Origin of the sequence: Streptomyces boninensis (assembly GCF_048572725.1) — a bacterium.
GTDB lineage: Bacteria > Actinomycetota > Actinomycetes > Streptomycetales > Streptomycetaceae > Streptomyces > Streptomyces boninensis.
The window spans coordinates 1,793,314-1,819,524 of sequence record NZ_CP183837.1; the positions used below are offsets into that span (position 1 = coordinate 1,793,314).

Genomic DNA, 26,211 nt, shown 5'->3' on the forward strand with positions numbered 1-26,211 from the left:
GTCGCACCCTAGAGCGGAGCCTCCGCCTCCGCTAGCTGCGGGTGACCGCCGGATCGGAGGCGCGCTGCTTGCGGATGAAGGCGCTGCGGAGGTCGTGGTACGAGGTGTCCTCGCCGTAGAAGTTGTGCCACATCCGGGCCAGTTCCCCGGACCGGTACCACGCCAGTGGCTTTATCGACTCATCCCGCTCCCGCTGCCGCCGCTTCTCCCGCAGCCGCTCCGCCAGATGCCGCGACGCCGCGACCGCCTCCGCCAGGTCCGCGGCCGCACCCGTGAATTCCTCCGGCGCGGCCGGGAGTACGTGATCCACCAGCCCCAGGTGCCGCGCCCGGCTGGCGCTCACCGGCACCGCGTCTTCGGTCAGCAGATGCGCCTGCTCCCAGCCGACCCGGCGCGGCAGCGTGTACGTCCAGTACTCCGAGCCGTACAACCCCATCCGCCGATAGTGCGGGTTCAGTGTCACGCCCTGCCGGCACCACACCTCGTCGGCGGCGAGCGCGAACATCACCCCGCCGGCCGCCGCATTGCCGCCGAGCGCGGCGACGGTGAGCCGGTCGGTGGTCTCCAGGACCGCCTGGACCAGATCGTTCATGGCGTTGATGTTGTCCCAGGACTCCGCCGCCGAGTCGAAGGCGGCCTCGATGGTGCCGAGGTGGATGCCGTTGGAGAAGAAGTCCCGCTCGCCGCCGAGCACCAGCACCTTGGTGCGGCGGGTGAGCGCGTGCCGGTACGCGGCCAGGAGCCGGCGGCACTGCCCTGTCGACATGGCGCCCGCCGGGAAGGAGAAGCCGAGCACCCCGACCCGGCCGCCGGCGTGCTCGCGGTAGTGGATGTCCGTCCAGGTGCGGCGCCCGGCGGGCAGTTCGAGCGGCGCGGGGACCTCCGGCAGCAGCCGCGCGGCATGTCCGAGGGCGAGCTCGGCCGGCATCTTGAAGGTGGCGGGCCCGTCGGGCATCCGCCGCGGCCGCAGCTGCGTCAGCCACACCGCCCCGTCGGTCGTGGCCCGGCACACCGCGCCCGCCCGGCGGGCGAGCAGCCGCCCGGGCCGCCCGCGCAGCTCGTCCTCGGCGTGCCCGCCGTACAGGAAGTACTCCAGCCCGCCGATCTCGTCGAGCACCCCGGGGAAGGAGTCGGCGGCGCGCAGCTTGCGCAGCACGGTCGCCGTGTCATCGGCGGCCCAGTCGATGCGCCGCCGGTCCTGCTTGAAGTACGGGCGCGCCCGCCCGCGCACGTCGGGCCGGGTGTAGTCCAGCGGCTCGGGCACGTACTGCCCGGACGCATAGCGCTCCACCGCGAGATGCACGGCCTGTAAGGCGGCGTCGGCGATCTCGCCCCGGTACAGGTCGCTCTTCGCCCGCGGCGGCAGCTCGCAGCCGACCGTGGCCCAGATGTCGCCGCCGTCCATCTCCTCGGCGGCCTGCAGCACGGTGACGCCCCAGCGCCGCTCACCGCCGTCGACGGCCCAGTCGAGCGCGGAGGGGCCGCGGTCGCCCATCGGGCCCGGGTGGACGACCAGGCAGACCCGGCTCTTGTAGATCTCCGCGGGGATGACGGACTTGAGCATCGGGGCGATGACGAGATGCGGGTCGTACTCCTCGACCGCCCGGCACAGCGCTCGCTCGCCGGCGGCTTCCCGGAAGCGGACCTGGTGCCCGCGGTCGCCGAGTTCGGCCTCCACGCGCTGACTGAGGCTGTTGTACGCACTGGCGATCAACAGGATGCGCATGCAGTCCTCTCACGAAGCTGGATCCAGGTGGGGCTGGGTGCCCGTGTCGGTCGCATATGCCGCAGCAATACCCGACGACATCAACCGCTATGCGCAGATGCCCCCACTGCTCCCACTTGCTCATTACGTAGCTGAATCGATCACGATCGCGCACTGGCACGTCAATCTTTACCGCCGGTACGTTTCTGCTTCGTACCACCGTCACGCAAGTGACCGGTGCTAAGAGCAGCTTGGTCCGGCGCACCCCACCGCTCCCAGGAGGTCACCCTCTCCATGTCATCCTCACTCGACCGCCGCCGCTTCCTGCAGCTGGCCGGCGGCACCGCCGCCCTCGCGGCGTTGACCTCCAGCATCGACCGCGCGGCGGCCATCCCCGCCAAGCGCGTTTCCGGGGACATCTCGGATATACAACACATCGTCGTGCTGATGCAGGAGAACGAGTCCTTCGATCACTATCTGGGCCCGCTCCGCGGCGTCCGCGGCTTCGGCGACCCGCGCCCGGTGACGCTGCCCTCGGGCAAGAGCGTGTGGCACCAGGCGGACGGCGGCGGCAAGGAGGTGCTGCCGTTCCGCCCCGCGGCGGACGACCTGGGGATGAAGTACCTGCAGGGCCTCAACCACGACTGGGCCGGCGGCCAGGCGGCCTTCAACGACGGCGCGTACGACAACTGGATCGCGGCGAAGTCCCCGGCCACGATGTCGTATCTGAACCGCGCCGACATCCCCTTCCACTACGCGCTCGCCGACAAGTTCACGATCTGCGACGCGTACCACTGCTCGTTCATCGGGGCCACGGACCCGAACCGCTACTTCATGTTCGCCGGCAGCAACGGCCAGGACGGCACGGGCGGCGGCCCGGTGATGGGCAATGAGGAGGCGGGTTACGGCTGGACGACGTACCCCGAGCGCCTGGAGAAGGCGGGGGTGTCGTGGAAGGTCTACCAGGACATCGGCGACGGCCTGGACGCGGCCGGCAAGTGGGGCTGGATCGACGACGCCTTCCGCGGCAATTACGGCGACAACTCGCTGCTGTGGTTCAACAGCTACCGCGGCGCGGCACCGGGCGACCCGCTGTACGACAAGGCCCGTACCGGCACGAACGCCAAGGCGGGCGACGGCTACTTCGACGTGCTGACGGCGGACGTGAAGGCGGGCAAGCTGCCCGCGATCTCGTACATCGTCTCCCCGGAGGCCTTCAGCGAGCACGCCAACTGGCCGCCGAACTACGGCGCCTGGTACATAGCGCGGGTCCTGGACGCGCTGACCTCGAACCCCGACGTGTGGTCGAAGACGGCCCTGTTCATCACGTACGACGAGAACGACGGCTTCTTCGACCACGTGGTGCCCCCGCACCCGCCGCTGGGCGACGGGCGGGGTGCGTCGACGGCGGACGCGTCGAAGGACTACTACACGGGCGGGGTGGCCGGCTACACGGCGAAGGGGCCCTTCGGCTTCGGCCCGCGGGTGCCGACCTTCGTCGTGTCCCCGTGGTCGACAGGTGGCTATGTCTGCTCGGAGACTTTCGACCACACGTCGATCGTGCAGTTCATGGAGCGCCGCTTCGGGGTGGAGGAGCCGAACATCACCCCCTGGCGACGGGCGGTAGCGGGCGACCTGACCTCGGCCTTCGACTTCTCGGTCCACGACACGGACCCGGCGGAGCTGCCGCCGACGGACGCGTACGAACCCCCGGACAAGAACCGCCACCCGGACTTCCCCTTCACCCCGCCGGCCGACCCGTCGATGCCGAAGCAGGAGTCGGGCAGCCGCCCGACGCGTCCGCTGCCGTACGCGCCGGTGATCGACGCGTCTGTGGACGCGGCGAAGGGCGAGGTGAAGCTGAGCTTCACGGGCGGTGCGAAGGCGGGGGCGTGCTTCTACGTGACGTCGGCCGGAGCGTCGAAGGAGGCTTCGCGTACGTACACGACGGAGGCGGGCAAGTCGCTGTCGGGTGCCTGGGCAGCGAAGGGGCAGGGCGCGTACGACCTGTCGGCCTACGGCCCCAACGGCACCCTGGCCCGCTTCACGGGCGGAGCGAAAGCGAAGGGCCCGGAGGCCAAGGCCCGCCACGACGCCAAATCCGGCAACCTGAAGCTCACCTTCACCAACTCGGGCGACAAGACCCACAGGCTGACGGTCGCTAACGCCTACGGCGGCGCCAAGAAAACGCTCACCGTAAAGCCGGGCGCCACGGTCAAGCACACGGTGGACCTGCGCGGCAGCAAGAGCTGGTACGACGTATCGGTCACCTCCGCGGCGGACGGCTCATGGCTCCGCCGCTTCGCGGGCCACGTCGAGACGGGCGCAAGCGGGGTGAGCGACCCGGCCCTGGCCACGGGGTGACGGGCTGACAGACCCGGCTCGTACAGTACGTACATGACGGGGATGCTGGAGTCGCTGCTGCCGCGAGTAGCGTCCGCTGTCGTACAGGCGGCGGTGAAATCGCTGGTGCAGCCGAAGCGGCCGGGGGCAGGTCTGGTGACCGCCCCCGGCCGCGCTGCGTTACCGGGGCGGCAGCCGGCCCAGCTGGGCGAGAAGGAACGGGAGCGGCTGGTCCGGGACTTGGCGGGACGGATGCGGCGAGCATGCGCCGCCGGTCCGTACGCGCGGCTGCCCGAGTCGGAGCGGCAGGCGGCGGTCGAGTCGGTGCAGGACGCCTTCCGGGGGCTCGGCGCGGACGGCCGGCTGGCTGAACTGATGGCAGCGGATCTGGACGGCGAGATCCTGGCTGCTCGAATCGACCGCCCACCGCCCGGTCTTTCCCCTTCGGCGGAGGCGCTACGGGCCGAGCTACTGTCGCTGTGCTGCCGACACGCCATCGAAGTCGCCTCGTCCTTACCGTCGTTCGGGCCTCGGGCGGATGTGGAGCTGATCCGGCGGAGTGGCGAAACGCGGCAGGCGCTGGAGAAGATCTGGAACCGGCTGCCGGGGGAAGGGGCGGGGGCGGGCCTCGCCTTTGAGCAGCGGTATGCGGAGTTCGTGGCCGAGGCGTACGCGCGGGTGGAGCTCTTCGGGCTGACGACGGGGCGGACGCGGGCGGACTGGGCGCTGGATACGGCGTACATCAGTCTGACGGTGAGCGGGGGCGACCGCGACGAGGGACGGGGGCATCCCGAAGGGCCGCAGGCTTTTGGGCGTCCGGCGGTCAGGGTCGAGGAGGCGCTCGCCGGGGAGCGGCGGGTGCTGCTGCGCGGTCCCGCGGGGTCGGGCAAGAGCACGCTGATGCAGTGGCTGGCGGTGAATGCGGCGCGCCGGGGCTTCGAGGGCCAGCTGGCGGACTGGAACCGCTGCGTCCCCTTTGTGCTGCGGCTGCGCGAGATCAACGCCCGGGGCGGCGAGCTGCCGATGCCCGCGGACTTCATGGCGGCGGCGCGGGTGCCGATGTGCGGGTCCGCGCCGGGCGGCTGGACGGAGGAGCTGCTGTCGGCGGGGCGGGCGCTGGTGCTGGTGGACGGCGTCGATGAGGTGCCGGAGCGGTTGCGCAAGCAGACGCGGGATTGGCTGAAGTCGCTCATCACCGCCTTTCCTGAGGCGCGTTACGTGGTCACGACGCGGCCGTCGGCGGTGCCGGAGGACTGGCTGGCGGGGTTGGGCTTTGAGGCGCGCTCGCTGATGCCGATGGAGCGGCACGACGTGGCCGCCTTCATCGCGCACTGGCACGACGCGGCGCGGCACGAGTGCCGGGACGACACGGAGCTCGCGCTGCTGGCGCGCTATGAGCTGGCGCTAACGGACGCGGTAGCGGCCCGGCGCGACTTGGGCCGGCTGGCGACCAACCCACTGATGTGCGCGCTGCTGTGCGCGCTGAACCGCGACCGCCGCATGCACCTGCCCCGGGCCCGGATGGAGGTGTACGACGCGGCGCTGGACATGCTGCTGGTGCGGCGGGACACGGAGCGGGAGGTCGCCGGGGTCGAGGGCGTCGAGCTCGGGCGCGGCGAGCAGTTGCTGCTGCTGCGGCGGCTGGCGTACTGGCTGATCCGTAACGGTCAGGATGAGGCGGAGCAGTCCGAGGCCATCGAGATGGTGGCGGAGTGGCTCACGTCGATGCCACAGCTGGTGGCGTCTGCGACGGCGGAGCAGGTCTTCCGGCACCTGCTGATACGCAGCGGGCTGCTGCGCGAACTCACTCCGGGGTCGGTGGACTTCGTGCACCGCACCTTCCAGGACTTCCTGGGTGCGGCGGCCGCGGTGGAGGCTCGGGACTTCGGTGTGCTGGTGCAGCATGCACACGATGACCGGTGGGACGACGTCGTACGGATGGCCGTCGGGCACGCGCGACCGGACGAGCGGGTGCGGGTGCTGCGCGGGCTGCTGCGGCGCGCGGACAAGGTGAAGCGGCATCGGCAGCGGCTGGTGCTGCTGGCGGCGGCCTGCCTGGAGCACACGCCGGAGATGGAACCGGAGGTGCGGGGTGAGGTTGAGCGGAGGACGGCGGCGTTGCTGCCGCCGTACAACTACGACGAGGCGCAGGAACTCGCGAAGATCGGCCCACTGGTGCTGGAGCTGCTGCCGGATCCGGCAGAGCTGGACGAGTGGTGCGCATCATCCTCGGTGGACTGTGCGGCACTCATCGGGGGTGATGCGGCGCTGGCGTGGATACGAAGGGTGGCGTCCAGCGAGCGGGACTTCCTGGTGGACACTGTCGCACGGGTCTGGAGTCACTTCCCCGCAGCGGAGTATGCCGAAGCCGTACTGGCGCCCCATGCGCCGGTGCGCGGCTGGCTGGCCGTGGAGACGCGCGAGCAACTGGTGCAGCTCTCCCAGTTGCCACGCCACACGGAGTGCACCCTGTCCTGCCAGATCGATCTGAAGCAGGACGTGTCGCTGCTGCGGCATTTGCAAGGCGTGATGTTCTTCCAGACACCGGGCATCAGCGACCTCTCGCCGATCAAGGAGCTTCCAGAGCTGCGCACGCTCGGCCTCACCGGGCTCCCGGACATCTCAGGCCTGGGCCCGCTTCGTGACCTCCGGCTGCGTTCGCTCTTCCTGAACCATCTGAGCTCGGGCCTGGATCTCTCGCCCCTCGCCCACCTTCCCGCTCTGACTCAGTTCGGCATCGACACCCCGGTCCCCGGAGACACGCTCGACGGGCTGCCATTGAGGCCCGAGCTCATTGGGCTCGGCCTGTACGGCCAGGCATGCAACGCGGACCTCGCCGGCATCGATCGCTGGCCGGGGCTGAATGACCTGACGCTGAGCGGACCGGATCAATTCGGTCAGATCCATCATCTCGCCAATCTGCCCGAACTCCGCTGGCTGCAGTTGCTCGGGCAGGGATCTCCGGACCTGCGAGCAGTCGTGCCGCTGCAAAGCCTCGAGAAGCTCTTGCTGTCCAGCGGGGAGCTGCCGCAACTGGACCCACTGCGCGAGCTCCCGAATCTCACCTACGTGCGGATCGGCGATGCCAGGGACACCGTGGACCTCACTCCTCTGGCCGACCTCGAGCACCTCACCATCGAGGTGGACCGCAATACCCCCTTCACCGGCGCCGACCGCATCCCGCCGGAGCGACTCACCCTCCCCGGTCGCCGCCCCCCGGGATCTCAGGGCCGGCGGCCCATGTAGGCGGCCAGGCGGGTGTACGGGTCGGCGTCGTCGGGCACTTCGATGACCGGGCCGAACTTGCCCTCCTCGCTGCGGGACTCGGGTGGGGCGTACTCGGTGAAAGCGTTGAGGGCCTGGATGGCCAGGGACGGGTCCAGGTCGTTGAGGCGGCCTGTGGCGTGGGCGACGTCCCAGGAGTGCACCGTGAATTCGTGGGTGTAGGCATCCACGACGGCGCGGCCCGGCATGGTGCCCCACGGCAGGGTGACCATGCGGTCGAGCAGGGTGTCGTCGGCCCAGATTGCCTCGACCTCGGCGCGGGTCTCTGTGAAGGCTTTCAGCCAGTCGGTGTCTGCGATGCCCTCGATCACGTCACCGACCTCGCGCGCGTCCTCCCCGGCGCCGGCGCGGGCGAGTTTGCGTAGGACCGCGAGCATGTGGCCCAGCAAGGCGCGTAGGTCGTAGTCGTCGCAAGGCGTGCTGAGGCCGAGTTCGGTGGGGCGTACGGCTGCGATCTGCTGCTCGGCCTGATCCACCGCCTGCGCGAACAGGGGGCGCGGGTCCGGAACTGGCTGTGTCGTCATGCCGGGAACCCTAGGTGGGGGCACTGACATCGAGCGGCTCACCCTGGCCGGCGCAGGGTGAGCCGCTCGGCGGATGTCACCAGACGCGTACCTTTCCGCCCGGGGCGAAGACCGGGCTTGTCGCGTCTGGCGGTGCCTTGTCCAGCGGGACCGCCAACTCCTCGTACGTCGGGCCGGACTTGGCAGCTATGCCGTCCAGGTACGCCAGGTCGAAGCCATACACCCGGGCGGCGTTCTCCGCCGCCATCGCCCGCAGCTCCTCCCGCGGGACGTCCGCGTACGCGATCCGCAGCCCCTCCCGTGAATACGGGTACGTGCCCTCGTCATGCGGGTAATCGCTCCCCCACATGATCTTGTCGACGCCGATCCGCTCCCGCAGCGGCACCTCATGCGGCCGCATGAAGCTCGCCCCCACATAGCAGTTGTCCTGCCACACCTGAGTCGGCGGATTGCCCATCGCCTTCGCCAGGCCGGCCCCGAACTTCGATTCCGCCGTCGAGGCCTTCGACGCCGCCGCGACCAGCCGCGAGTGGTAGTAGTCCAGCATGTCGAGGACGCCCGGGATCCACCCCGACCCCTGTTCCGTCAGGACCAGCTTCAGCTCCGGGTGCCGCCGGAAGACACCACCAAAGATCAAGTGCCACAGCGCCCGATGCGAGAACCACGTCGTCTCCACCATGAACACCGCCCGCGCCGCGGGCTCCGTCGCATCCAACGGCGGCGACGCCGACCCCGCATGGTGATTCACCGGCACCCCCAGCTCCGCACACACGGCCCACAGCGGGTCGTACGCCGACGAGTACAGCTCCGGCAGCCCCGACCCCGGCGGCGTCCCCGGCAGCAGGATGCCGCCCGTCAGGCCCGCCTCCTTCGCCCAGCGGACCTCCGCGACCGCCTCCTCCACGTCGTTCAACAACACCTGCGCGACCCCCGCCCGCCGCCCCGGCGCCGCCGCGCAGAAGTCCGCCAGCCAGCGATTGTGCGCCCGCAGCCCGGCCCAGCGCTGCTCGAATTCCTCGCGCGTCGGCGCCGGCGCCATCAGCGACGCCGACGGGAAGAACGGCGGGATCGTATTCGGGAAGACGACCTCCGCGACGATCCCGTCCTCCTCCAGCTCCGCCAGCCGCCGCGCCGAATTCCAGTTCTTGTCGGCCGTGTCGGCGAGCAGATCCTCGTACGGATTGACGTACGTCGCCGCCCACGCATCAAAGTCGTCGTGATGCTTCGCCGCCAAGTACGGCTTGTAGTCCAGCAAGTCCGCGCCCGCATGGCAGTCCGCCGAGATTACCGTGCACCTGTCCGTCGGCGCGATCGTCATTGCCCCACCCCCATGAACGGGAAGTCAAAGCCCGTCAGCCAATGGCGGTTCGTCTCCCGCGCCCGCCGCCACGACTCCTCCACCGGCCCCTGATTCGCCGGCTGCCCCAGATCCTCCGGCCGCGGCCCGATCCGCCGTGCCACCGGCGCCAGCGCCGCAGCGTCGAAGCCGAAGACCTCCGCCGCCGACTCGCCCAGCATCCGCCGGGTCTCCCCGATCGGAATGTCGTGGAAGGTCTTACGGAGCCAATTCCGGGTGTCCGGCCACGTGCCCTCCGGATGCGGGAAGTCCGAGCCCCACAGGATGTTGTCGACGCCGATCTCGTACCGCTGAGCCAGCTCCCGCCGCTTGGTGTTCGTCGCGCACACAAACACATTCCGGTCCAGGTACTCATGCGGCGCGCGCTTCAGCTCCGCAAAGGGCGACAACTTCTTTCCGCCGTGTGCGCCCAAATACAACCGGTCCATGAACCACAGCAGATTCGGCAGCCACCAGCACCCCGACTCCGCCACCCCGAAGCGCAGCCCGGGATGCCGCTCGAAGACCCCCGACCACAGCAGGAACCACAGCGGCCGCGCCGGCCACCACGTCACCTCGGATACGTAAATGCCAAGGTGATCGCCGTACTCATGCCGCGGCGCCGCGCCCGAATGCGTGATCACCGGCATCTGGCACTCGGCTGCCGCCGCCCACACCGGGTCGTAACGGCCGTCGTGATACGGCTCCTTGTCCACCCACATCGCCGGGATCATGAGCGCCCCGAGCCCGCTCGACTTCGCCCGGTGGATCTCCGCCACCACCGCCTTCGGGTCGGCCGTGATCGGCAGCAGCGCCACCCCGCAGTGCCGCTCCGGGGTCTCGGACACGAACTCCGCCAGCCAGCGGTTGTGCGCCTGCGCGCCCGCCATGCCGAGCTCCGGGTCGTGGTCCCCCGACAGGCCGAGGCCGACGCCGAAGGGCGCCGCCGTCTGGCTGTCGACCGCGTCCGCGTCCGGGAAGACGACCTCCGCCGCCACCCCGTCGCCGTCGAGCTCCTTCAGGCGCTGGGCCGGCTCCCAGCCGCCCCGCAGCCCTTCCTCGTTGTCGCTGAACCACTTCTCCGCGAAGGCCTCATTGCGGATCCCGAGCTTCGTCATCTCCGCGCGCCGGGCGTCGCGCCCGGCCAGGAAGTCGTCGAAGTCGCGGTGGAAGCGGCCGTCCAGATACGGCCGGTACTCCTCCGTGGGCAGTCCGGCGTGGCAGTCGGAGGAGATGATCAGGTACGGGTCGTCCGTTTCCGTCATCGCGCGCACGCTCCTCTTACTGGTCGAGAATGAAGGTTTCCAGGTAGCCGGGGTTCTCCCGGCCGAGCATCGACTGGGACCGGCCACGGATCTGCGCGTCGCTGCGCTCGCTCGCCGGGAGCATCCAGAAGCGATTGGCGCGGATGCCGTCCGCGACCTCCGCGGCCACGTCCTCGACCGGCGTGAACTGGACCTCGTTCCCGGCCTCGCGCATCGCCGCCTCCCACTTGTCGAGGGAGTGGTACGGGGTCTTGCGCGGGCGGGACTTGGCGTAGCGGTCGGGGCGGTTGCGGTGCGACTCCCAGAGGCCGGTGCGGAGCATGTTCGGACCGGGGAACAACACCGAGGCGCCCACTGACGCGCCCTCCGCCCGCAGGTGCGCGTACAGCGACTCCGTCATCGTCACCACCGCCGACTTCGTCACCGCGTACACGGACGCGGTCGGCAGCGGCGCGATGCCGCCGTCGTTGGACGATGTGTTGACCACGTGGCCCGGCTCGCCGCCCGCCAGCATCCGCGGCACGAAGGCCTGGATGCCGTGGAAGACGCCCCAGATGTTGACCGCGAAGGCCCACTCCCAGTCCTTTGGGTCGTGCTGCCACATCCGGCCCTCGGCGCCGGAGCCGACGCCGGCGTTGTTGCAGAGCACGTGCACGGCGCCGAAGGCGTCGTACGCGGCCTGGGCGAGGGCCTCGACGTCGTCGCGTACGGAGACGTCGCAGACCCGCGGCAGCACCTTGGCGCCGTCGCCGACCTCGGCCGCCGCCTTCTGCAGCGCCGGCTCCTCCACATCCGCCATCACCACCCGCAGGCCCTCGGCCGCGAAGCGCTTCGCCATAGCGAGGCCGACGCCGCTCGCGGCGCCGCTGACGACCGCGGTCTGTCCTTCCCGCAGCTCCATCAGACGGTCCCTTCCGGCGGCCCGTCGTGCGCCTGCTGCGGATCGTCGTAGCGCTGGTGCAGATACGGCAGGAAGGCCTGCGCGCTCAGCCGCTCGACGACCTTGCCGCGCTGGTCGGTGGTCTTCTCGCCGATGGTGATCTCCAGCAGCCGGCGCACCGGCAGATCCGCTACGGGGTCGTACGGCGACTCGCGCAGCTCCACCGCGCCGTCGATGGCCTCCAGCTTGCGCACCTTCTCCTGCCGGGTGCAGTGCACCAGCACCGGATCGGCGTCGAAGCCGTTGCCGTCGACGGCGGGGAGGAACTTTACGTAGAAGTCGACTTTCTCGGCGGGTGCGGGCGGCTCGAGCGCGCCGGTGATGCGGCCCCGTACCTCCACGAAAGCGATGCCGTGCCGCTCCAGGCGGGCCGCGACCGTGTCGCCGTCCCGTTCGACGACGACCTCGCCCAGCTTCTTCGGCTCCCCGAAGACCTCCCGGCCGCCGATCAGCGCCCGCTCGTGGGTCATCGGCATGACCAGCGGATACCAGCCCGCCCTGTCCCCGTGCTGCGCCGCCACCGCGAACGACCCCGCGCCCAGCGGATAGCCGGGCAGATCGACCTTGCTGATGTTCACCCGCACCAGGGGCCGCTCCCCCGGCTTCAGCGGCGGCGGCAGCACGGCGGCCACCGCGTCCGGGTCGGACTCCCACACCGCCACGACGCCCGTCGACCAGATGTCGGGCAGCTTCGCGCTGCCCTCCCGCGCCGCCTTGATCTCGGCCTCGCCGCGCGGGCCGTACCGTACGCGTGCCATGCGTATCACCCTTCGCCGGTCTTCCCTTTCGGCCTGTAACACCGTTACAACGGAACGCGTGAAAGGTGAACACCCGCGGCTCAGCCGGGACCTGGTTCTGGACACGGCCGCCGAACTCGTAAAGCACCAGGGCGTCGAGGCGCTCACGATGCGCAAGCTCGCGGCCGAGCTGGGGACGGCGGTCACGTCGATCTACTGGCATGTCGGCAATCGCGAGTCGCTGCTGGCCGAGCTCGTGTCCCGGACGGTCGCCGAGCTCGGCGAGATCCGCCCGCGCGGCCGGACGCCACGGGACCGGATCGTGTCCCTGGCCCGGGCGCTGCGGCGGGAGTTGCGCGCGCATCCGCACCTGGTGGCGCTGGTGCACGAGCGCGGGCGTACGGAGCAGATGTTCCAGCCGGTCGCGCAGGCGCTGGTGCGCGAGGTGCATGCGGCGGGGCTGCGCGGGGCGCGGGCCGCGGAGGCGGTGCGGGCGGTGCAGTTCCAGGTGGTCGGCTTCGTGGTGCTGGAACGCAACCGGGAGCGGGCACCGGTGCAGCGGCCTGGCGAGCAGGAGCTGTGGGACGCCGGCACCGCCGACCAGGATCCGGCGCTGGCCCGGGCGCTGGCGGCGGAGGTGGACGTGGACCGGCTGTTCACGGTGGCGGCGCGGGCGCTGGTGGACGGGCTGCTGGGGCCGTAAAGGAGTGGTGCGGGCGGGCGGGCGGAAACTACGGTGGAGCACACGCGGGGGCGGCTCCGCGGCGTGCTTCCTTCCTTGATCTTTGAAATCAGCAGTAGCGCGCCCACTCTCCGCCCCCGCGCTCTCATTCAGCGGGGAAATCAGGGGAAATCACCAGGGGGATTCAGCAACATGTCGACGCTGCACGCGGTGCTGCTGCGCCACGCCGGCACCGTCCATCCGCACGGCACACCCGCCCCCAAGGCATACGAGTCCAACGCCGCCGGGCTCGTGGCCCTGGAGGCCGAGCTGCTCGACCGCAACGCCGCGCTCGGCGCCCGGCTGCGGGACGCGCTGGCGCGCCTGCGCCCGCACGACCTGGCCACCACCGGCGCCCGCCTCCTCAAGAACCTCGACCGTGAACTCGGCGCAGACCGCACCCACATGCCGCTCTTCCGCCGCTTCCCGCGCTCGACGCCGCGCGACACGCACGCGCTGTACGTCGACCGGGTCTTCTCGCTGCTGCTGCAGTCGCCCGCGCAGCCGTGCGTGCTGTGCGGCACGGTCGGCTCCGTGCACCCGGTGTCGCCGTGCGCGCACCTGGTCTGCCGCACCTGCTTCGACGGCTCCGACTACACCGGCTGCCCCATCTGCCGGGTGCGCATCACGCCCGGCGACCCGTTCCTGCAGCCGTCCCGTACGGACGACACCCCGCCCGCGCGGCCAGCCGCAGGCCCGCTGCGCCTCCTCACCCTCGGCGCCGGCCTCGCCGACGACGCCGCGCGGGCGCTCGGCCGGCTGCTCGACCGCCGCACGCCGCTGTCGCAGCAGGACGCCGAGGACCTGGTGGTGCTGGTCGGGCACGCGCCCGCCGACCTGGGCTGGCTGCCCGAGCACATTCCGGTACGCGAGACCAACGCCATGGTCCTGCGCGTCCTCCTGCACCTGCCGGAGACCCGCGCCGCCGCGCGCGAGCACCTGCCGCGGCTGCTGCGCACCGCCACGGACGTGCTGCGGCTGCTCGTGGCCTGGTCCGGCGGCGACCCCGGCCTGACCGCGGCGCCGCCGCGCTTCCACACCCTCCCGCGCCCGTTGCGCCGCGACCTGCTCGCCGTCCTGGACGCGCTCCCGCCCGCCCAGGTCGCCGAGGACCTGCTGCGCCACCGCCGCCTGTGGAAGCGCGCGGCCGAGCCACTGCACCCGTACGAGCACGCGTCCCGCTACCCGCGGGCGGCGCTGGCCTTCGCGGTGCTGCGCGGCACGGCGCCGGAGACGGTGCCGCCGGTGGCGGCGGAGCTGCGACAGGCGGACAAGAATGCGTTCGCCCTCGACGCGGGCGGCCGGGTGCGTACGGTCGGCTTCGCCGCCCACGTCGAGCAGGCGCTGGCCGACGGGGACACGGACCGGGCGACCGCGCTGCTGGCCAAGCGACCGGGCGAGCTGGTCCGGCGCCTCGACCACCTGCTGCGACTGTCGGAGTCGCCGCTGCCCGAGCCGCTGCTGCCCGCGCTCGAGCGCGCGCTGCCCAAGGTCGGCCCCGGCCCGCTGCTTTCGGCGTACGGAACCCTGCGCAACCGCCATCTCCCTGCCGAGCGCCGCGTGTTCTTCCCGCGCGGCCAGATCGCGCGCTCGTACGCGATCTACGACGCCCGCCCGCCGCTGCCCCGGCACACCACCGCCCACATCTCCGGCCTCCTAGAGGCCGAGATCCTTCGTCGCCTGGAGACCGCACCCCGCCACGACACCGCCGTCCTCGACGCGGGCCTCGCCCGCCTCGCGGCGCCGTTCGCCGAGCGGACCGCGTCCCCGGCGCTGGTGAGCGTGCCGCGCGGCAGCACCCAGCGGCTGCCGGACGGAGACGTGCTGCGGCTCTTCCTGCACTGGACGGAGCCGGAGGGCACGCGGGTCGACCTCGACCTGTCGGTGGCGTTCTTCGACGCGGACTGGGAGTTCGCCGGGCTGTGCGACTACACCGACATGCGCTACCGCGACACCGCCGCGATCCACTCCGGCGACCTCACCTCGGCGCCGCCGCCGGACGGCTCGACGGAGTACGTCGATCTCGACCTGGGCCGGCTGACCGGGGCGGGCGCGCGGTACGCGCTGGTCGTCGTCTTCGCGTACAACGACGTGCCCTTCGAGGAGCTGCAGGACGCCTTCGCGGGCTTCATGGAGCTGCCGGACGCCGAGCGCCGGGACAGCGCGTTCCATCCGCGCGGTGTGCGGCAGCGCTTCGACCTGTCGGGCGAGTCGCGGGTGTGCGTGCCGATGGTGGTGGACCTGGCCGAGCGCAGCGCGCTGTGGACGGACATCCACCTTCCGGCCGAGGGCGGTTACCACGACGTCGAGGAGCACCGCGGCGGGCTGGCGCGGCTGGGCCGCGACCTCACGGCGTACTTCACCGGCGGCAGCCGGGTGACGATGTGGGACCTGGCCTGCTGGCATGCGGCGGCGCGGTGCGCCGAGGTGACGGTGCTGAAGTCCGGCGAGGCGTGGACGTACCACCGCTGGGAGGGTGAGCCGGCGCGCGACTTCGCGGCCCGGGTGCGCGGCCTGAAGCGGCCGGATGAGCGCCAGTTGGACCTCTATGCGGACGACCGCGTGTCCGGCCGGGACGCGCTGCTGCTCCTGGTCGACGGCGGCACACTCGAGCCGCGGGGCGCGAAGGGCGAGGTGTACCGCCTCTACCCGGGCCCGGTGGACGGCTGCGGCCTCGACCGGCTCGCGGCGAGCGACCTGCTCGCGGCGCTGGGCTGAAGCGGTACGTCGACCGAGCCAGCACGCCTCACGCCGCCGTGACCGACGGCAGCTCATGCCGCCGCGCCAGCTCCAGCACCCCCCGCAGCGCCGGCTCCGCCGGGCCCAGCTCCGGCCGCCACAGCGCCTGCACGGCGATCGGCTCCGGCTGCGTGACGAGGTCGAGCCGCACCAGGTCGCCGTCCGCCAGCTCCCGGCCGACGACCAGGTGCGGCAGCAGCGCCACCCCCTGCCCGTGCGCGGCCAGCCGCCGCAGCGCCCCGAACGACCCGGTCACCATGGCGATATGGGCGCGGTCCATGAGGTCCTCGCCGTACCGGTCGAAGAGCATGTGGGACGTGCAGCCGAGCTCGGCGATGAGGAAGTCGTGGGCGAGCAGGTCCTCGTCGGTGACGGCGGGCTTCCCGGCGAGGGGGTGCGTCGGCCCGGCGACCAGCACCACCCGCTCGCGGGCGACGACGGACTGGCGGCCGGGGGCGGGCTTGCCGTTGTCGAAGACGAAGACCACGTCGACGCGGCCCGCGTCGAGGTCGTCGTAGAGCCGGCTGCGCGGCCCGACCGCCATGCTCACCTCGGCGCGCGCCTCGTCGCCCGCGGCGCCGTGCGCGAGGGCCGTGATCAGCTCCGGCACCCACTCGCTGGCGAGCGTCTCCAGCGCGCCGATGCGCAGCCGCGGCCGCTCGTCGGCGGCGGCGCGGAGCATGCGGTCGTCGAGTTCCAGGGCCTGGCGGGCGTACGGGAGGACGCGGCGGCCCGCGTCGGTGAGCGGCGCGCCGGTGCTGGTGCGGGTGAGCAGCGGGGAGCCGAGCTCGCCCTCCAGGCGGCGCAGCTGGGCGCTGAGGCTGGACTGGGCATAGCCGAGGTGTGCGGCGGCGGCGGATATCCCGCCGTGCTCGGCGACGGCGACGAAGGCGCGCAGATAGCGTGAGTCCATGCCGAGAGCGTGTCATCGGATTCTCCGATGCCGCCATCGGATTTCCGGCCTGTCCTGATCTACGCGCCGCGGGCGAATCTGACCGGCATGAACACCGCCGACACCCGGAAACCCGCCACCGCGCCACGCACTCCTGAGCCTGCCAAGCGGTCCGGAACCGCCATCGGCTTCGCCGGCATCGTCGCCGGCAACGGCCTCGTCCTCCTCGACACCACGATCCTCAACGTCGCCCTCCCCGACGTCCGTACCGACCTCGGCGCCTCCGCGGCCGCGCTCCCCTGGACCGCGGACGCGTACACGGTCGTCTTCGCGGGCCTGCTCCTCGCGGCGGGCGCGGTCGCCGACCGCTTCGGCGCGCGCCGCGTCTACCGCTACGCCCTGGCCGCCTTCGCCGCACTCTCCCTGCTGTGCGCCGCGGCCCCCGGCGCCGCCGCACTGATCGGCGGCCGGGCGCTGCTCGGCGCGGCCGGCGCCGGCATGGTCCCGGCGTCCCTCGCCCTGCTCGCCTCGCTCTACCCGGAACCGGCGCGGCGGGCGCGGGCGGTCGGCGCGTGGGCGGCGCTGAGCAGCATCGGCATGATCGCGGGGCCGGTACTCGGCGGCGCGCTGGTCGAACTGGGCGGCTGGCGCCTGGTCTTCCTGGTCAACCCGCCTATCGCGGCCCTCGCCATCTGGGCCGCCCGCAACCTCCGCAACAACCCCGCCGCCGCTCCTCCCCGCACCGGCCCTTCCCCGAGCTCCCGGCTTCGCTCGCGCAGGGGAGACCCCCTTGGCCTGATCCTTTCGGTCGCCGGCCTCTCCGCCCTCACCTTCGGCCTCATCGACGCCGGTACGTCCGGCTGGGCCCGCCCGCTCCCGGTGGCGGCGCTGCTCGTCGCCGCCGCGGCCTTCGCCGCCCTCGCGGTGGCCGAACGCCGGGTGCCCGCCCCCGCGCTGCCCCCCGCGCTGCTGCGGCTGCGTCCCGTACAGGCGGCGGTGGTCACGGCGACGACGGCGACGTGGACCGTGTACGGGGTGCTGTTCCTGCTCACCCAGTGGCTGGTGGAGGACCGCGGCCTGCGCCCGCTGCAGGCCGGCCTCGCCTTCCTCCCGCTCACCCTGCCCATGTGCGTACTGCCGCTGCTCACCGGCCGCTTGGTCGCCCGCACCGGCACCCGCCCGGCCATGCTGGGCGGGCTCACGGCGGTGGCGGCGTCGGGCGGACTGCTCGCCTTCGCGGGCCACGACGCACCGCTCGGCCTGATCACCGCCGTACAACTCGTCCTGGCGGTGGGGGCGACGCTGTCGATCCCGTCGGCCACGGCGGAACTCTCCTCCTCGGCCCCCGCCGAACTGGCCGCCACCGGCCAGGGCGCCCTCAACGCAGCCAGGCAGGCGGGCGCGGCGCTCGGCGTGGCGGTGCTGGGCACGTGCGGGGACCTCAGGACCGCGGGCATCGTCGTCCTCGCGGGCGGCGCCGCAGGCCTTGCGACGGTGTGGTCGCGGGGGCGGTGACACGCTCGGGGAGACGTCCGGCGTGATCGTCCGACCGCCCCCTCCCGTACGGCGATGTCGTACCCGCCCTTTATGCTCCAGGACCATGCTCGAAGACCACGCGGCAGCGCCGGCAGCCCCCGCCGTACCCGACCAGCTGCCGCTCGCGCCACCCGCCTGGCCGGAGGGCTATCCGGGCGGCTATGCCGTGGTCGACGTCGAGACCACCGGCCTGGCCAGGCACGACCGCATCATCTCCGCGGCGGTCTACCGGGTGGACGCGCGCGGCGCGATCGAGGACGAGTGGTATACGACGGTGAACCCGGACCGCGACCCGGGCCCGGTCTGGATCCACGGGCTGACCAGCGAGATGCTGGCCGACGCGCCGCGATTCCCGGAGATCGCGGGGGCGTTCGCCGAGCGCCTCGAAGGCCGCGTCCTGGTGGCGCACAACGCCGTCTTCGACTGGTCGATGATCGCCCGGGAGTACGCCCGCGCGGGCGAGATGGCCCCGGTCCGCCAGCGGCTGTGCACCATCGCCCTGGCCAAGGACCTGGGCCTCCCCCTCCCCAACTTCAAGCTGGAATCCCTGGCCCGGTATTACGGCGTCTCGCAGCGCCGCGCCCACCACGCGCTGGACGACGCCCGCGTGCTCGCCGAGATCTTCCGCCCCTCCCTGCACCGGGCGGCGGAGGCGGGCCTGCGGCTGCCGCTGCTGGCCTGCCAGCCGCTGAAGGAATGGGCGGAAGGACCGCAGCCGGCAGGCATCCCCGCCTCCCGTACGCCCCAGTCCTCGCCCCCGTCCTCGACCTGGCGCAGCTGGCGCCCGGCCCGCCGGCTCCCGCCGTGCCCGTATCCGAATCCGGGCCGGTACGAGCCGGGCGGCACCCTCATGCAGGGCATGCGGGTCGCCTTTTCGGGCGACACGTCGATAGACCGCTTCCTCCTGGAGGACCGGACCATCGAGGCGGGTCTGCACGTGGCGTCGAGTGTGTCGAGGCTGACCAGCCTCCTGGTCACCAACGACCCGCACGCCCCCACCAGCAAGGTCGCGAAGGCGGCGCTGCACCACACGCCGGTGGTGGACGAGGCGGCGTTCATCCAGCTGCTGCAGCACGTGCGCCCGGCGGAGTGAAGCTCGCCCGACGCGCCCGTACGAAGCACCCCGGCGCCGCCGCCGGATCGCAGGCTGGCCCCATGGCTCGATGTGAGGTCTGCGGCAACGACTACGCGATGTCGTTCGAAGTACACGCCCAGGGCGAAGTCCACGTCTTCGACTGCTTCGCCTGCGCCATCCACCGGATGGCCCCCATCTGCGAACACTGCGCCTGCCAGGTCATCGGCCAGGGCGTGGAGTCGGAAGGGCACTGGTATTGCGGCGCCCACTGCGCCCGCCAGGAGGGCGTCGAGGGCATCATCGCCCACGTATAGCCCCGCGGGCGGGCGGCGGTCGGCCGAGGGGTACCGTCGAGGGGTGTACCGCTTCCTGCTGACCCGGCAGTGGGTGTCCCTCACCCTGTTCGCCGTCCTCCTGATCCCGGCGATGATTGAGCTGGGCTTCTGGCAGCTGCACCGGCACGAGGCGCGGGTGGACCGCAACGACCACGTCGCGCACCAGCTCGGGGCCAAGCCGCTGCCCGTGGCGGACCTGACCTCCCCCGGGCACGAGGTCTCCGACGAAGACACCTGGCGCACGGTGACGGCCAAGGGCCGTTACGACGCCGCCCACGAGGTCGTCGTACGCCAGCGGACCTCGACCGACGGCAAGCAGGGCTACTTCGTCGTCACCCCGCTCCGCCTCGACGACGGCCGCTTCGTCCTCGTCAACCGCGGCTGGGTGACGGCAGGGCAGGACCTCACCAAGTTCCCGACGGTGCCGAAGCCGCCGGCCGGCGAGGTGACCGTCACCGGCCGCCTGCTCGCCGACGAGACCACGGAAGCCAGCAGCATCAAGGACCGCGAGGGCCTGCCCGGCCGGCAGGTGATGCTGATCAACGGCGACAAGCTGGCGAAGGAGCTCCCGGGCAAGATCCTCGGCGGCTACATCCAGCTCACCAAGACCACCCCGGCACCCACGGGCCAGCAGCCCGAACGCGTGGCGCCGCCCGACCACAGCGGCATCGGCCCGCATCTGGCGTACGCGATCCAGTGGTGGATCTTCGCCGCGGCGGTGCCCTTCGGATGGTGGGTGCTGGTGCGCAGGGAGCGCAAGGAGCGCGAGTCGGCACGGTCCGAAGACACCCCCGACGTGGCGGCCGCCGAGCCGGTCACGGCAAAATGACCCCATGGATCTTGGACTGCAGGACCGCGTCTACGTCGTCACCGGAGCCACCCGCGGCCTGGGCCGCGCCTCGGCGGAGCAGCTCGTGGCGGAGGGCGCGAAGGTCGTCCTCTCCGGGCGGGATGAGAAGGCGGTGGCCGCGGCGGCCGCCGAGCTGGGCGAGAACGCGGTGGGTGTCGCCGCGGACAACGCCGACCCCGCCACCCCGGGCCGCCTCATCGCCGCTGCCCGCGAGCACTTCGGCACCCTGGACGGCGTGCTGATCAGCGTCGGCGGCCCGCCGGCCGGCAAGACCGAGGACATCACCGACGACCAGTGGGAGGCCGCGTTCGCCTCGGTCTACCTCGGCGCGGTGCGGCTGGCGCGGGCAGCGGCCGGCGAGCTCGGCGAGGGCGGCGTGATCGGCTTTGTGCTGTCCAGCTCGGTCCATGAGCCGGTGGCGGGCCTGACGGTCTCCAACGGCCTGCGCCCCGGCCTGGCCGGCTTCGCCAAGTCGCTGTCCAACGAGCTGGCCCCGCGCGGCGTCCGTGTCATCGGCGTGCTGCCCGGCCGCATCGACACCGACCGGGTGCGCGAACTGGACTCCCTCAGCGGCGACGCGGACGCCGCGCGGGAGCGCAGCGAATCGATGATCCCCATGCGCCGGTACGGGACGCCGGACGAGTTCGGGAAGACCACGGCCTTCCTGCTGAGCCCGGCGGCCTCGTACCTCACCGGCGTGATGCTGCCGGTGGACGGCGGCATGCGGCGGGGCTTCTGAGCGGCTTCGGGGGCACGCTCCGCTGCCCCGAGGCCGCTCAGCGCGCCGACCGGGCGCCCTCCGGCTCCCGCTGCCCGACGCCGAGCGGGTCGCCCCCGGACACGAACGCCCTCCTGGGGTGCTGCACCGAGGCCAGCGACACGATGTCCCGTCCGTGAAGACCGGCGGTCAGCCAGACCGCGAGCACCCGCACCTTGCGCTCCCACGTCGGTACGGCCAGGACGTGGTAGCCGCGGTGCATCAGCCAGGCCGGCAGGCCCTTGATGACCAGCCGCTTGTACTGGAAGATCCCCCGGCCCAGGCCCAGCGTCGCCACCACGCCCAGGCTGTGGTGCACATAGTCCTTGGTGGGCCGGCCGCGCAGGGTGGCCGCGATGTTCTTCGCCAGCAGCTTGCCCTGGCGCACCGCGTGCTGGGCGTTGGGGACGGTGTTCGCCCCCGGCACCGCGAGGTCGGGCACCGCCGCGTCGTCGCCCGCCGCCCAGGCGTCCGGCACCGGGCTGTCCGCCGTACCGACGCGGAGGTCGGGCCGTACGACGAGCCGGCCGCGGTCGTCGACGGGGAGGTCGGTGTGGTTGTGCACGGTCGGGTTCGCGCCGTTGCCCGCGGTCCATACGATCAGGCCCGAGTCGTACTCCTCGCCGTCCGACAGCACGACATGGCCGTCCTCGGCGGAGGTGAGCTGGGTGTTCAGGTGCACCCGGCCGCCGCGCTTCTCCAGCGACCGCACCACCCACTCGCCGGGGCCGTCGGTGACCTCGGGAAGGATCCGGCCGAGCGCCTCGACCAGGTGGAAGTTCAGCTCGTCAGCGGCGATTTCCGGGTAGCGCTTGAGCAGTCCGGTCGCCAGCGAGAGCAACTCGCCGAAGCCCTCGACACCGGAGAAGCCGCCGCCGACGAAGGTGGCGGTGAGCAGCTTGCGGCGCTCCGGTCCGGCCGGCAACCCGGCCGCGCGGTCGAACGAGGTGAGCAGCCGGTCCCGGATCGCCACCGCCTCCTCGACATGCTTCAGGCCGAAGGCGGCCTCGGTCACGCCCGGGATGGGGAAGGTACGGGTCACGGCGCCGGCGGTGACCACGAGCAGGTCATAGGCGAGCTCGTAGTCCGCGCCGCTCTCGGGCCGGACGGTCACGGTGCGGCCGTCGTGCCGGATGCCCGTCACCGCCCCGGCAACCACTCGGGTCCGGCGCAGGTGCCGCCGCAGCGACACCGCGGCATGCCGCGCCTCCACCGAACCGGCCACCACTTCCGGCAGGAAGGGCTGGTACGTCATATAGGGCCGCGGATCGACGACGGTAACCCGCGCCTCCCCCTCACGCAGCTTCTTCTCCAGCCGCCACGCGGTGTAGAAGCCCGCGTAGCCGCCGCCGACTATCAGGATCTCGCGCATGACTGTCGCCTCCGATGTCCGAGTCAAACCCGCGCGGTCAGCCAGGCCCCCACGCCCGGGAGCGCCTCGGACCCCCTGTCACCCTCCACTGCCGTGACGATGTCGGCAATGGCGACTCCGGCCAGCGAGGCCCGCCAGGCGGCGTCGGCGGCGTCCATGGCGCGGCCGATGGCGCAGCGCTTCGTGCAGGCCTCGGGCGCGTACCCCGCTGGACAGCTTCACGCGACCCCACCTTCTCCCGCTGCGCTTGCGCGCGGCTTTACTCGGACACAGTCTGTCCGAGTAAAGCCGTCGCCCTAGGTGACGCGCTCCGGGCGGTGCTTCACCGCCCGCAGGCGGACCTCGGCGGGCAGGGTGGACAGGCCGGTGGAGTCGCAGGCTTCGCGCAGGGCGCCCGTGCGCAGCTGCTCCACCGCCGCCCCCGGGCGCGCCCGCGGGGCGAGGACCAGGCCGATGTGGGCCTGCGGGGACGACCTGCGGCCGAGCAGGCTGACGCTGGCACGCTCGACGCCCTCGATGGCCGTCGCCTCCGCCTCCAGTACGTCCTCGAGCGCGCGGCCGCGCAGGAGCGCGCGCGGCCGGGTCGGGCTGCCGTCGTCCTCGCCCGTATCGATCAGCACCTCGCCCAGGCGCCGCTGGCGCAGCTGCGCGGCCAGCCACCACAGGCCCAGCAGCACCGCGACCGACAGCACGGCGATCACCGTCGGCCACCACCAGTCGTACGAGCTCAGCCGCTCCCGGTCCGCATCGCTCACCAGCACGTCATCGGGACCGTCCACCGGCAGAAAGCCCGGCCGCGGCAGCCCGAAGCCGGCCAGCAGCACACCCAGCCCGACCAGCACCAGACCAGCCCCCGCCAGGCCGAGCAGCACCCGGTTGACCACTCGGAGCATCCCGCTCACCTCTTCGGATCCGGACGCCGCACCTGCACCGTCAGCGCCGGCCGCCGGGCCAGCCCGAGCTCATTGATGCCCTCGCCGAGCACGGCATCCAGGTCCGTCCGTACGTCGTCCAGGTCCCGGAAATGCGCATCCGCCCGGGCCGTCACCCGTCGCCGCCCCACCCCGACGCGCACCGCCTGCACCCCGGAGATCTGCATCGCCCGGTCGCGCAGCACCACGGCGGCGGCGGCGCGGTCGAGGCCCGCCCGCACGTCCCCGGCGGGCCGCCGCATCGGCAGCACCCCGCGCAGCCCGGGGCTGCAGGCGAGCCAGAGCAGCCAGCAGCCGAGCAACAGCACGGCCGTACCGCCGAGAAGCACCCAGGCATCACCAGCGGTACGTACGGCAAGCTCATCCGCGAGCCGGTGCCGCCAGGCCATGCCCGGCTGCTCCGCCCGCACCTTCACGATGTCGTAGAGAAACACCCCCGCCAGCAGCACCCCGCCACCGGCGACCAGCGCGGCCGGCACCCGCCGCACCGCCCAGAACCGGAACTCCGCCGGACCCGCACGACGGTCGCCCGGGTCATGTACGGCCGAGGACGCGGACTGCTCCCAGCCACCGCCCTTCTCCAAGACGATCGACGTGCGCCCCTCGTCCTCGCTCATCGAACCCTCCCCTGCCGCGGACCGCCGTGCCGGGTGGAGTGCAGCCGCTCCACCTCGACGCTGACCTCCGGGACATCGAAGCCGGCCAAGGCCTTTACCCTCTCCGCCACCGCGTGACGCACCACCCGGCACTGCGCCCCGATGTCCGAGGGAAACCCGAGCTCGACGCCGACCCGGATCCGGGCGGCCGCACCGCGCACCACGACCGCCGCATGAGCGGCGTCCGTCCCCGGCGCACCCAGCAACGCCTCGCGGGCCGCCTGCGAGGCGATCTTCGCGATGACCCGGTCCTCGATACGGGTGGCTCCGCGCTCATGCGCGGGCACACCGCGGGCATCGGCGTCGGTCACCACGCCATCGGCGTTGGTCACCTCGCCATCGGCGTTGGGCACCTCGCCATCGGTCACCTCGGCGTCGGGCGCCACGGCTCGTCACCGCCGCCGGTCGTCGCGCTCGGACGGCCGCCGGAAGAAGTCCCCCGGCTCAAGGTCCCCGTCGAGCACCCGCCCGACCACAAAGCCGATGGCGCCGAGCGCCGCCACCAGCAGAAAGGCCCCGAATCCGCCAAAATACCCGGCAAAGCCGAGCGCCATGCCGGCGATGAGCCCGACGACAGCCATACTCATGGAGATCCCGCTTCCCTACTTACTGCAGCCGCGGCTGCTCGGTGTCGTCATCATCATCGTCAGGCAACTTGACGTCGATGACGGCGATGTTGACCTCGACGACCTCAAGCCCGGTCATCCGCTCGACGGCGGAGATCACGTTCTCCCGCACATCGCGAGCGACATCGGAGATGGCCACCCCGTAATCGACGATGACCTCAAGATCGAGGGCCGTCTGCACCTCACCGACCTCGGCTTTGACACCCGCGGCCGACTTAGGACTCCCGGTCCCCGGCACCCGCTCCCGAACGGCGCTGTACGTACGGGAAAACCCGCCCCCCATCGCATGCACGCCAACGACATCCCGCGCCGCCAGCCCCGCAATCTTCTCGACGACACCGTCGGAGATGGTCGTACGCCCCCGCGTCGCCGGATCCCCGGTACCCCGCCGCGTCCCCAGCGTCTTAGGCCCCGCCGGCTCCACGGCCGCGGGTCGCTCCGGGGACATGCTCTGCCTGACCGTGGCCTCGCTGTTCACCGCGTCACCCTTTCTGTGCGTTCGACCGACGTCAACACTATGGGAGGTCTACCCGAGGCGGCAGGATGGAGACCATGGCCGACACATTGCGGGAGGCGGTGCGCGAGCAGTTGGGGCTCGGGCGATTGCTGCCGCTGGGCGGGGCGAAGGATGGGGCGTGGATCGCGGAGGCGGCGGTGGCGGCGGTGCTGCGCAATGCCGCCGGGGGCGGGGGTGCGGCTCAAGGGGTCTCCGAGGTCTCCGGGGTCGAGCTGCGCTCGGTGCGGCTGACGCTGGCGGATCCCGAGGTGTGGACGGAACCTGCGGTGCGCCCGCCGGCGAGCGCGCTGCCGCCGGGGCCGCTGCGTGTCACCGCGGAGTGCGCGGTGGCGCTCTCGCAGGATCGCTCGCTGCGCGATGCGGCTGGCGCCTTGCGGGAGGCGCTGTTCGAGGCGGCGGACCTGGCGGTGGGCTTGGAGGTGTCGGAGGTGGACGTACGGGTGAGCGACCTGCTGGAGACACCCGCGCCTACACCGCCTCCCGATGAACCCTCGGGGCTCGCGGCTCCGGTGCTGCACCGGGTGCACGACGAACTCCACGTGGAGCTGCCGCTGGCGGGCGGCCGGACCCTGGACATCGTGCGAGAGCTGCGCTCGGCCGAGCCCGCGGACACCGCAGCGATCTTGATCACCGCTCTCCGCTGACCCGCCGTCGAGCGGCGAGGTTGCCGCGCCCTGGACGATCGCGCCTGGCGGCGCTCGCCCTCAAGCGCCGGGCGGGCTTGATTTGCGTGCGCTCGCCCGCGCGGCCTGGTGCGGCTTGGGGGGTGGTGGTGCGCGGGGCTGGGTCTGTGGTTCCGGGTGTGGCCCGGAGGGGCTGCTCCGCTAGACGTTGGTTGCCCTAGTCCCGGTGCCGGGCCACGCTCCCGCAGCCCCTCCGGGCCACACCCTCCGCAGCGCCGGCGCCCACCAGACCACCCCCACCGCACCCCGGCGACGCGGCCGTCACCATCCGATGCCAAGCCACCCGCACCCCACCCCCCGGCTGACCGCAGGCCGCCCCACCCAGGGAGGGGCCGGGGTGGAACGACGCCGCCGAAAAAACCCAGCACCGAGCAGCGAGCTGACC

At 72.3% G+C, this 26,211-nt stretch carries 23 protein-coding genes; 10 read left to right on the forward strand and 13 right to left on the reverse strand.

What is annotated here, in order from left to right; all coding sequences use genetic code 11:
- Positions 1–31 precede the first annotated feature (31 nt).
- Positions 32–1,726, reverse strand: coding sequence for a hydrogenase maturation protein (locus ACNNMR_RS08015; protein WP_419993833.1), 1,695 nt, complete (start codon positions 1,724–1,726; stop codon positions 32–34).
- Between the two features lie 273 nt (positions 1,727–1,999).
- Here ACNNMR_RS08015 and ACNNMR_RS08020 point away from each other — a divergent pair, with 273 nt between their 5' ends.
- Both ACNNMR_RS08020 and ACNNMR_RS08025 read left to right on the forward strand, forming a co-directional pair.
- Entirely contained in the window at positions 2,000–4,069 is a 2,070-nt protein-coding gene (locus ACNNMR_RS08020; RefSeq protein ID WP_419993834.1) for a phosphocholine-specific phospholipase C, read from the forward strand.
- 33 nt (positions 4,070–4,102) lie between these two features.
- A complete protein-coding gene (locus ACNNMR_RS08025) occupies positions 4,103–7,294 on the forward strand; it encodes an NACHT domain-containing protein (protein ID WP_419993835.1) in 3,192 nt (1,063 codons plus the stop codon).
- Here the strand turns inward: ACNNMR_RS08025 and ACNNMR_RS08030 are convergent.
- The 5 genes from ACNNMR_RS08030 to ACNNMR_RS08050 all read right to left on the reverse strand — a co-directional run bounded on the left by ACNNMR_RS08030 (position 7,273) and on the right by ACNNMR_RS08050 (position 12,156).
- Entirely contained in the window at positions 7,273–7,857 is a 585-nt protein-coding gene (locus tag ACNNMR_RS08030) for a TIGR03086 family metal-binding protein (RefSeq protein WP_419993836.1), read from the reverse strand. The genes ACNNMR_RS08025 and ACNNMR_RS08030 overlap by 22 nt on opposite strands.
- A gap of 76 nt (positions 7,858–7,933) precedes the next feature.
- Entirely contained in the window at positions 7,934–9,175 is a 1,242-nt protein-coding gene (locus ACNNMR_RS08035) for an amidohydrolase family protein (protein ID WP_419993837.1), read from the reverse strand.
- Positions 9,172–10,458, reverse strand: coding sequence for an amidohydrolase family protein (locus tag ACNNMR_RS08040; protein WP_419993838.1), 1,287 nt, complete (start codon positions 10,456–10,458; stop codon positions 9,172–9,174). The genes ACNNMR_RS08035 and ACNNMR_RS08040 overlap by 4 nt, the downstream gene beginning before the upstream one ends.
- A 16-nt stretch (positions 10,459–10,474) precedes the next feature.
- Positions 10,475–11,359 (reverse strand): SDR family NAD(P)-dependent oxidoreductase, encoded by an 885-nt coding sequence (locus ACNNMR_RS08045; RefSeq protein WP_419993839.1) that lies wholly within the window; start codon positions 11,357–11,359, stop codon positions 10,475–10,477.
- Positions 11,359–12,156 (reverse strand): acetoacetate decarboxylase family protein, encoded by a 798-nt coding sequence (locus tag ACNNMR_RS08050; protein ID WP_419993840.1) that lies wholly within the window; start codon positions 12,154–12,156, stop codon positions 11,359–11,361. Before ACNNMR_RS08050 ends, ACNNMR_RS08045 begins: the two co-directional genes overlap by 1 nt.
- 58 nt (positions 12,157–12,214) lie before the next feature.
- On the opposite strand from ACNNMR_RS08050, the gene ACNNMR_RS08055 reads away from it, so the two are divergent.
- Positions 12,215–12,838 (forward strand): TetR/AcrR family transcriptional regulator, encoded by a 624-nt coding sequence (locus tag ACNNMR_RS08055; RefSeq protein WP_419993841.1) that lies wholly within the window; start codon positions 12,215–12,217, stop codon positions 12,836–12,838.
- 171 nt (positions 12,839–13,009) lie between these two features.
- The gene (locus tag ACNNMR_RS08060) at positions 13,010–15,574 is read left to right on the forward strand and encodes an MXAN_6230/SCO0854 family RING domain-containing protein (RefSeq protein ID WP_419993842.1); all 2,565 of its coding nucleotides are present in this window, start codon (positions 13,010–13,012) and stop codon (positions 15,572–15,574) included.
- Positions 15,575–15,602: 28 nt separating this feature from the next.
- Here ACNNMR_RS08060 and ACNNMR_RS08065 read toward each other — a convergent pair whose 3' ends face one another.
- Positions 15,603–16,508, reverse strand: coding sequence for a LysR family transcriptional regulator (locus tag ACNNMR_RS08065; RefSeq protein ID WP_419993843.1), 906 nt, complete (start codon positions 16,506–16,508; stop codon positions 15,603–15,605).
- Between the two features lie 27 nt (positions 16,509–16,535).
- On the opposite strand from ACNNMR_RS08065, the gene ACNNMR_RS08070 reads away from it, so the two are divergent.
- The 5 genes from ACNNMR_RS08070 (at position 16,536) to ACNNMR_RS08090 (ending at position 21,022) form a co-directional block, all read left to right on the forward strand.
- Entirely contained in the window at positions 16,536–18,002 is a 1,467-nt protein-coding gene (locus ACNNMR_RS08070; protein WP_419993844.1) for an MFS transporter, read from the forward strand.
- 85 nt (positions 18,003–18,087) lie between these two features.
- The gene (locus ACNNMR_RS08075; protein WP_419993845.1) at positions 18,088–19,116 is read left to right on the forward strand and encodes a DEDDh family exonuclease; all 1,029 of its coding nucleotides are present in this window, start codon (positions 18,088–18,090) and stop codon (positions 19,114–19,116) included.
- A 62-nt stretch (positions 19,117–19,178) separates the two neighbouring features.
- The gene (locus ACNNMR_RS08080) at positions 19,179–19,412 is read left to right on the forward strand and encodes a hypothetical protein (protein ID WP_419993846.1); all 234 of its coding nucleotides are present in this window, start codon (positions 19,179–19,181) and stop codon (positions 19,410–19,412) included.
- A 43-nt stretch (positions 19,413–19,455) separates the two neighbouring features.
- Positions 19,456–20,262: an SURF1 family protein gene (locus ACNNMR_RS08085; protein WP_419993847.1), complete on the forward strand. Its 807-nt coding sequence runs from the start codon at positions 19,456–19,458 to the stop codon at positions 20,260–20,262.
- A 4-nt stretch (positions 20,263–20,266) separates the two neighbouring features.
- Positions 20,267–21,022 (forward strand): SDR family oxidoreductase, encoded by a 756-nt coding sequence (locus ACNNMR_RS08090; RefSeq protein ID WP_419993848.1) that lies wholly within the window; start codon positions 20,267–20,269, stop codon positions 21,020–21,022.
- Between the two features lie 37 nt (positions 21,023–21,059).
- Here the strand turns inward: ACNNMR_RS08090 and ACNNMR_RS08095 are convergent, their stop codons facing one another.
- The 6 genes from ACNNMR_RS08095 to ACNNMR_RS08120 all read right to left on the reverse strand — a co-directional run bounded on the left by ACNNMR_RS08095 (position 21,060) and on the right by ACNNMR_RS08120 (position 25,074).
- Positions 21,060–22,412 carry an NAD(P)/FAD-dependent oxidoreductase gene (locus ACNNMR_RS08095; protein ID WP_419993849.1) on the reverse strand — a complete coding sequence of 451 codons (1,353 nt, stop codon included), beginning with the start codon at positions 22,410–22,412 and terminating at the stop codon, positions 21,060–21,062.
- Between the two features lie 296 nt (positions 22,413–22,708).
- Complete coding sequence (gene amaP, locus ACNNMR_RS08100) at positions 22,709–23,305, reverse strand: alkaline shock response membrane anchor protein AmaP (RefSeq protein ID WP_419993850.1); 597 nt, start codon at positions 23,303–23,305, stop codon at positions 22,709–22,711.
- A 5-nt stretch (positions 23,306–23,310) separates the two neighbouring features.
- Entirely contained in the window at positions 23,311–23,961 is a 651-nt protein-coding gene (locus tag ACNNMR_RS08105; RefSeq protein ID WP_419993851.1) for a DUF6286 domain-containing protein, read from the reverse strand.
- The gene (locus ACNNMR_RS08110; RefSeq protein ID WP_420000288.1) at positions 23,958–24,332 is read right to left on the reverse strand and encodes a hypothetical protein; all 375 of its coding nucleotides are present in this window, start codon (positions 24,330–24,332) and stop codon (positions 23,958–23,960) included. Before ACNNMR_RS08110 ends, ACNNMR_RS08105 begins: the two co-directional genes overlap by 4 nt.
- Positions 24,333–24,392: 60 nt before the next feature.
- Complete coding sequence (locus ACNNMR_RS08115; protein ID WP_165235135.1) at positions 24,393–24,587, reverse strand: hypothetical protein; 195 nt, start codon at positions 24,585–24,587, stop codon at positions 24,393–24,395.
- Positions 24,588–24,606: 19 nt separating this feature from the next.
- Entirely contained in the window at positions 24,607–25,074 is a 468-nt protein-coding gene (locus ACNNMR_RS08120) for an Asp23/Gls24 family envelope stress response protein (RefSeq protein ID WP_420000289.1), read from the reverse strand.
- 104 nt (positions 25,075–25,178) lie between these two features.
- Here ACNNMR_RS08120 and ACNNMR_RS08125 point away from each other — a divergent pair, with 104 nt between their 5' ends.
- Positions 25,179–25,787, forward strand: coding sequence for a hypothetical protein (locus ACNNMR_RS08125; RefSeq protein WP_419993852.1), 609 nt, complete (start codon positions 25,179–25,181; stop codon positions 25,785–25,787).
- Positions 25,788–26,211 lie beyond the last annotated feature (424 nt).

Bases quoted from the DNA above. Each gene is read 5' to 3' on its own strand.
- ACNNMR_RS08015 (WP_419993833.1), bottom strand. From the start codon at position 1,726: ATGCGCATCCTGTTGATCGCCAGTGCGTACAACAGCCTCAGTCAGCGC.
- ACNNMR_RS08020 (WP_419993834.1), top strand. From the start codon at position 2,000: ATGTCATCCTCACTCGACCGCCGCCGCTTCCTGCAGCTGGCCGGCGGC.
- ACNNMR_RS08025 (WP_419993835.1), top strand. From the start codon at position 4,103: ATGACGGGGATGCTGGAGTCGCTGCTGCCGCGAGTAGCGTCCGCTGTC.
- ACNNMR_RS08030 (WP_419993836.1), bottom strand. From the start codon at position 7,857: ATGACGACACAGCCAGTTCCGGACCCGCGCCCCCTGTTCGCGCAGGCG.
- ACNNMR_RS08035 (WP_419993837.1), bottom strand. From the start codon at position 9,175: ATGACGATCGCGCCGACGGACAGGTGCACGGTAATCTCGGCGGACTGC.
- ACNNMR_RS08040 (WP_419993838.1), bottom strand. From the start codon at position 10,458: ATGACGGAAACGGACGACCCGTACCTGATCATCTCCTCCGACTGCCAC.
- ACNNMR_RS08045 (WP_419993839.1), bottom strand. From the start codon at position 11,359: ATGGAGCTGCGGGAAGGACAGACCGCGGTCGTCAGCGGCGCCGCGAGC.
- ACNNMR_RS08050 (WP_419993840.1), bottom strand. From the start codon at position 12,156: ATGGCACGCGTACGGTACGGCCCGCGCGGCGAGGCCGAGATCAAGGCG.
- ACNNMR_RS08060 (WP_419993842.1), top strand. From the start codon at position 13,010: ATGTCGACGCTGCACGCGGTGCTGCTGCGCCACGCCGGCACCGTCCAT.
- ACNNMR_RS08065 (WP_419993843.1), bottom strand. From the start codon at position 16,508: ATGGACTCACGCTATCTGCGCGCCTTCGTCGCCGTCGCCGAGCACGGC.
- ACNNMR_RS08070 (WP_419993844.1), top strand. From the start codon at position 16,536: ATGCCGCCATCGGATTTCCGGCCTGTCCTGATCTACGCGCCGCGGGCG.
- ACNNMR_RS08075 (WP_419993845.1), top strand. From the start codon at position 18,088: ATGCTCGAAGACCACGCGGCAGCGCCGGCAGCCCCCGCCGTACCCGAC.
- ACNNMR_RS08080 (WP_419993846.1), top strand. From the start codon at position 19,179: ATGGCTCGATGTGAGGTCTGCGGCAACGACTACGCGATGTCGTTCGAA.
- ACNNMR_RS08090 (WP_419993848.1), top strand. From the start codon at position 20,267: ATGGATCTTGGACTGCAGGACCGCGTCTACGTCGTCACCGGAGCCACC.
- ACNNMR_RS08095 (WP_419993849.1), bottom strand. From the start codon at position 22,412: ATGCGCGAGATCCTGATAGTCGGCGGCGGCTACGCGGGCTTCTACACC.
- amaP (WP_419993850.1), bottom strand. From the start codon at position 23,305: ATGCTCCGAGTGGTCAACCGGGTGCTGCTCGGCCTGGCGGGGGCTGGT.
- ACNNMR_RS08105 (WP_419993851.1), bottom strand. From the start codon at position 23,961: ATGAGCGAGGACGAGGGGCGCACGTCGATCGTCTTGGAGAAGGGCGGT.
- ACNNMR_RS08115 (WP_165235135.1), bottom strand. From the start codon at position 24,587: ATGAGTATGGCTGTCGTCGGGCTCATCGCCGGCATGGCGCTCGGCTTT.
- ACNNMR_RS08120 (WP_420000289.1), bottom strand. From the start codon at position 25,074: ATGTCCCCGGAGCGACCCGCGGCCGTGGAGCCGGCGGGGCCTAAGACG.
- ACNNMR_RS08125 (WP_419993852.1), top strand. From the start codon at position 25,179: ATGGCCGACACATTGCGGGAGGCGGTGCGCGAGCAGTTGGGGCTCGGG.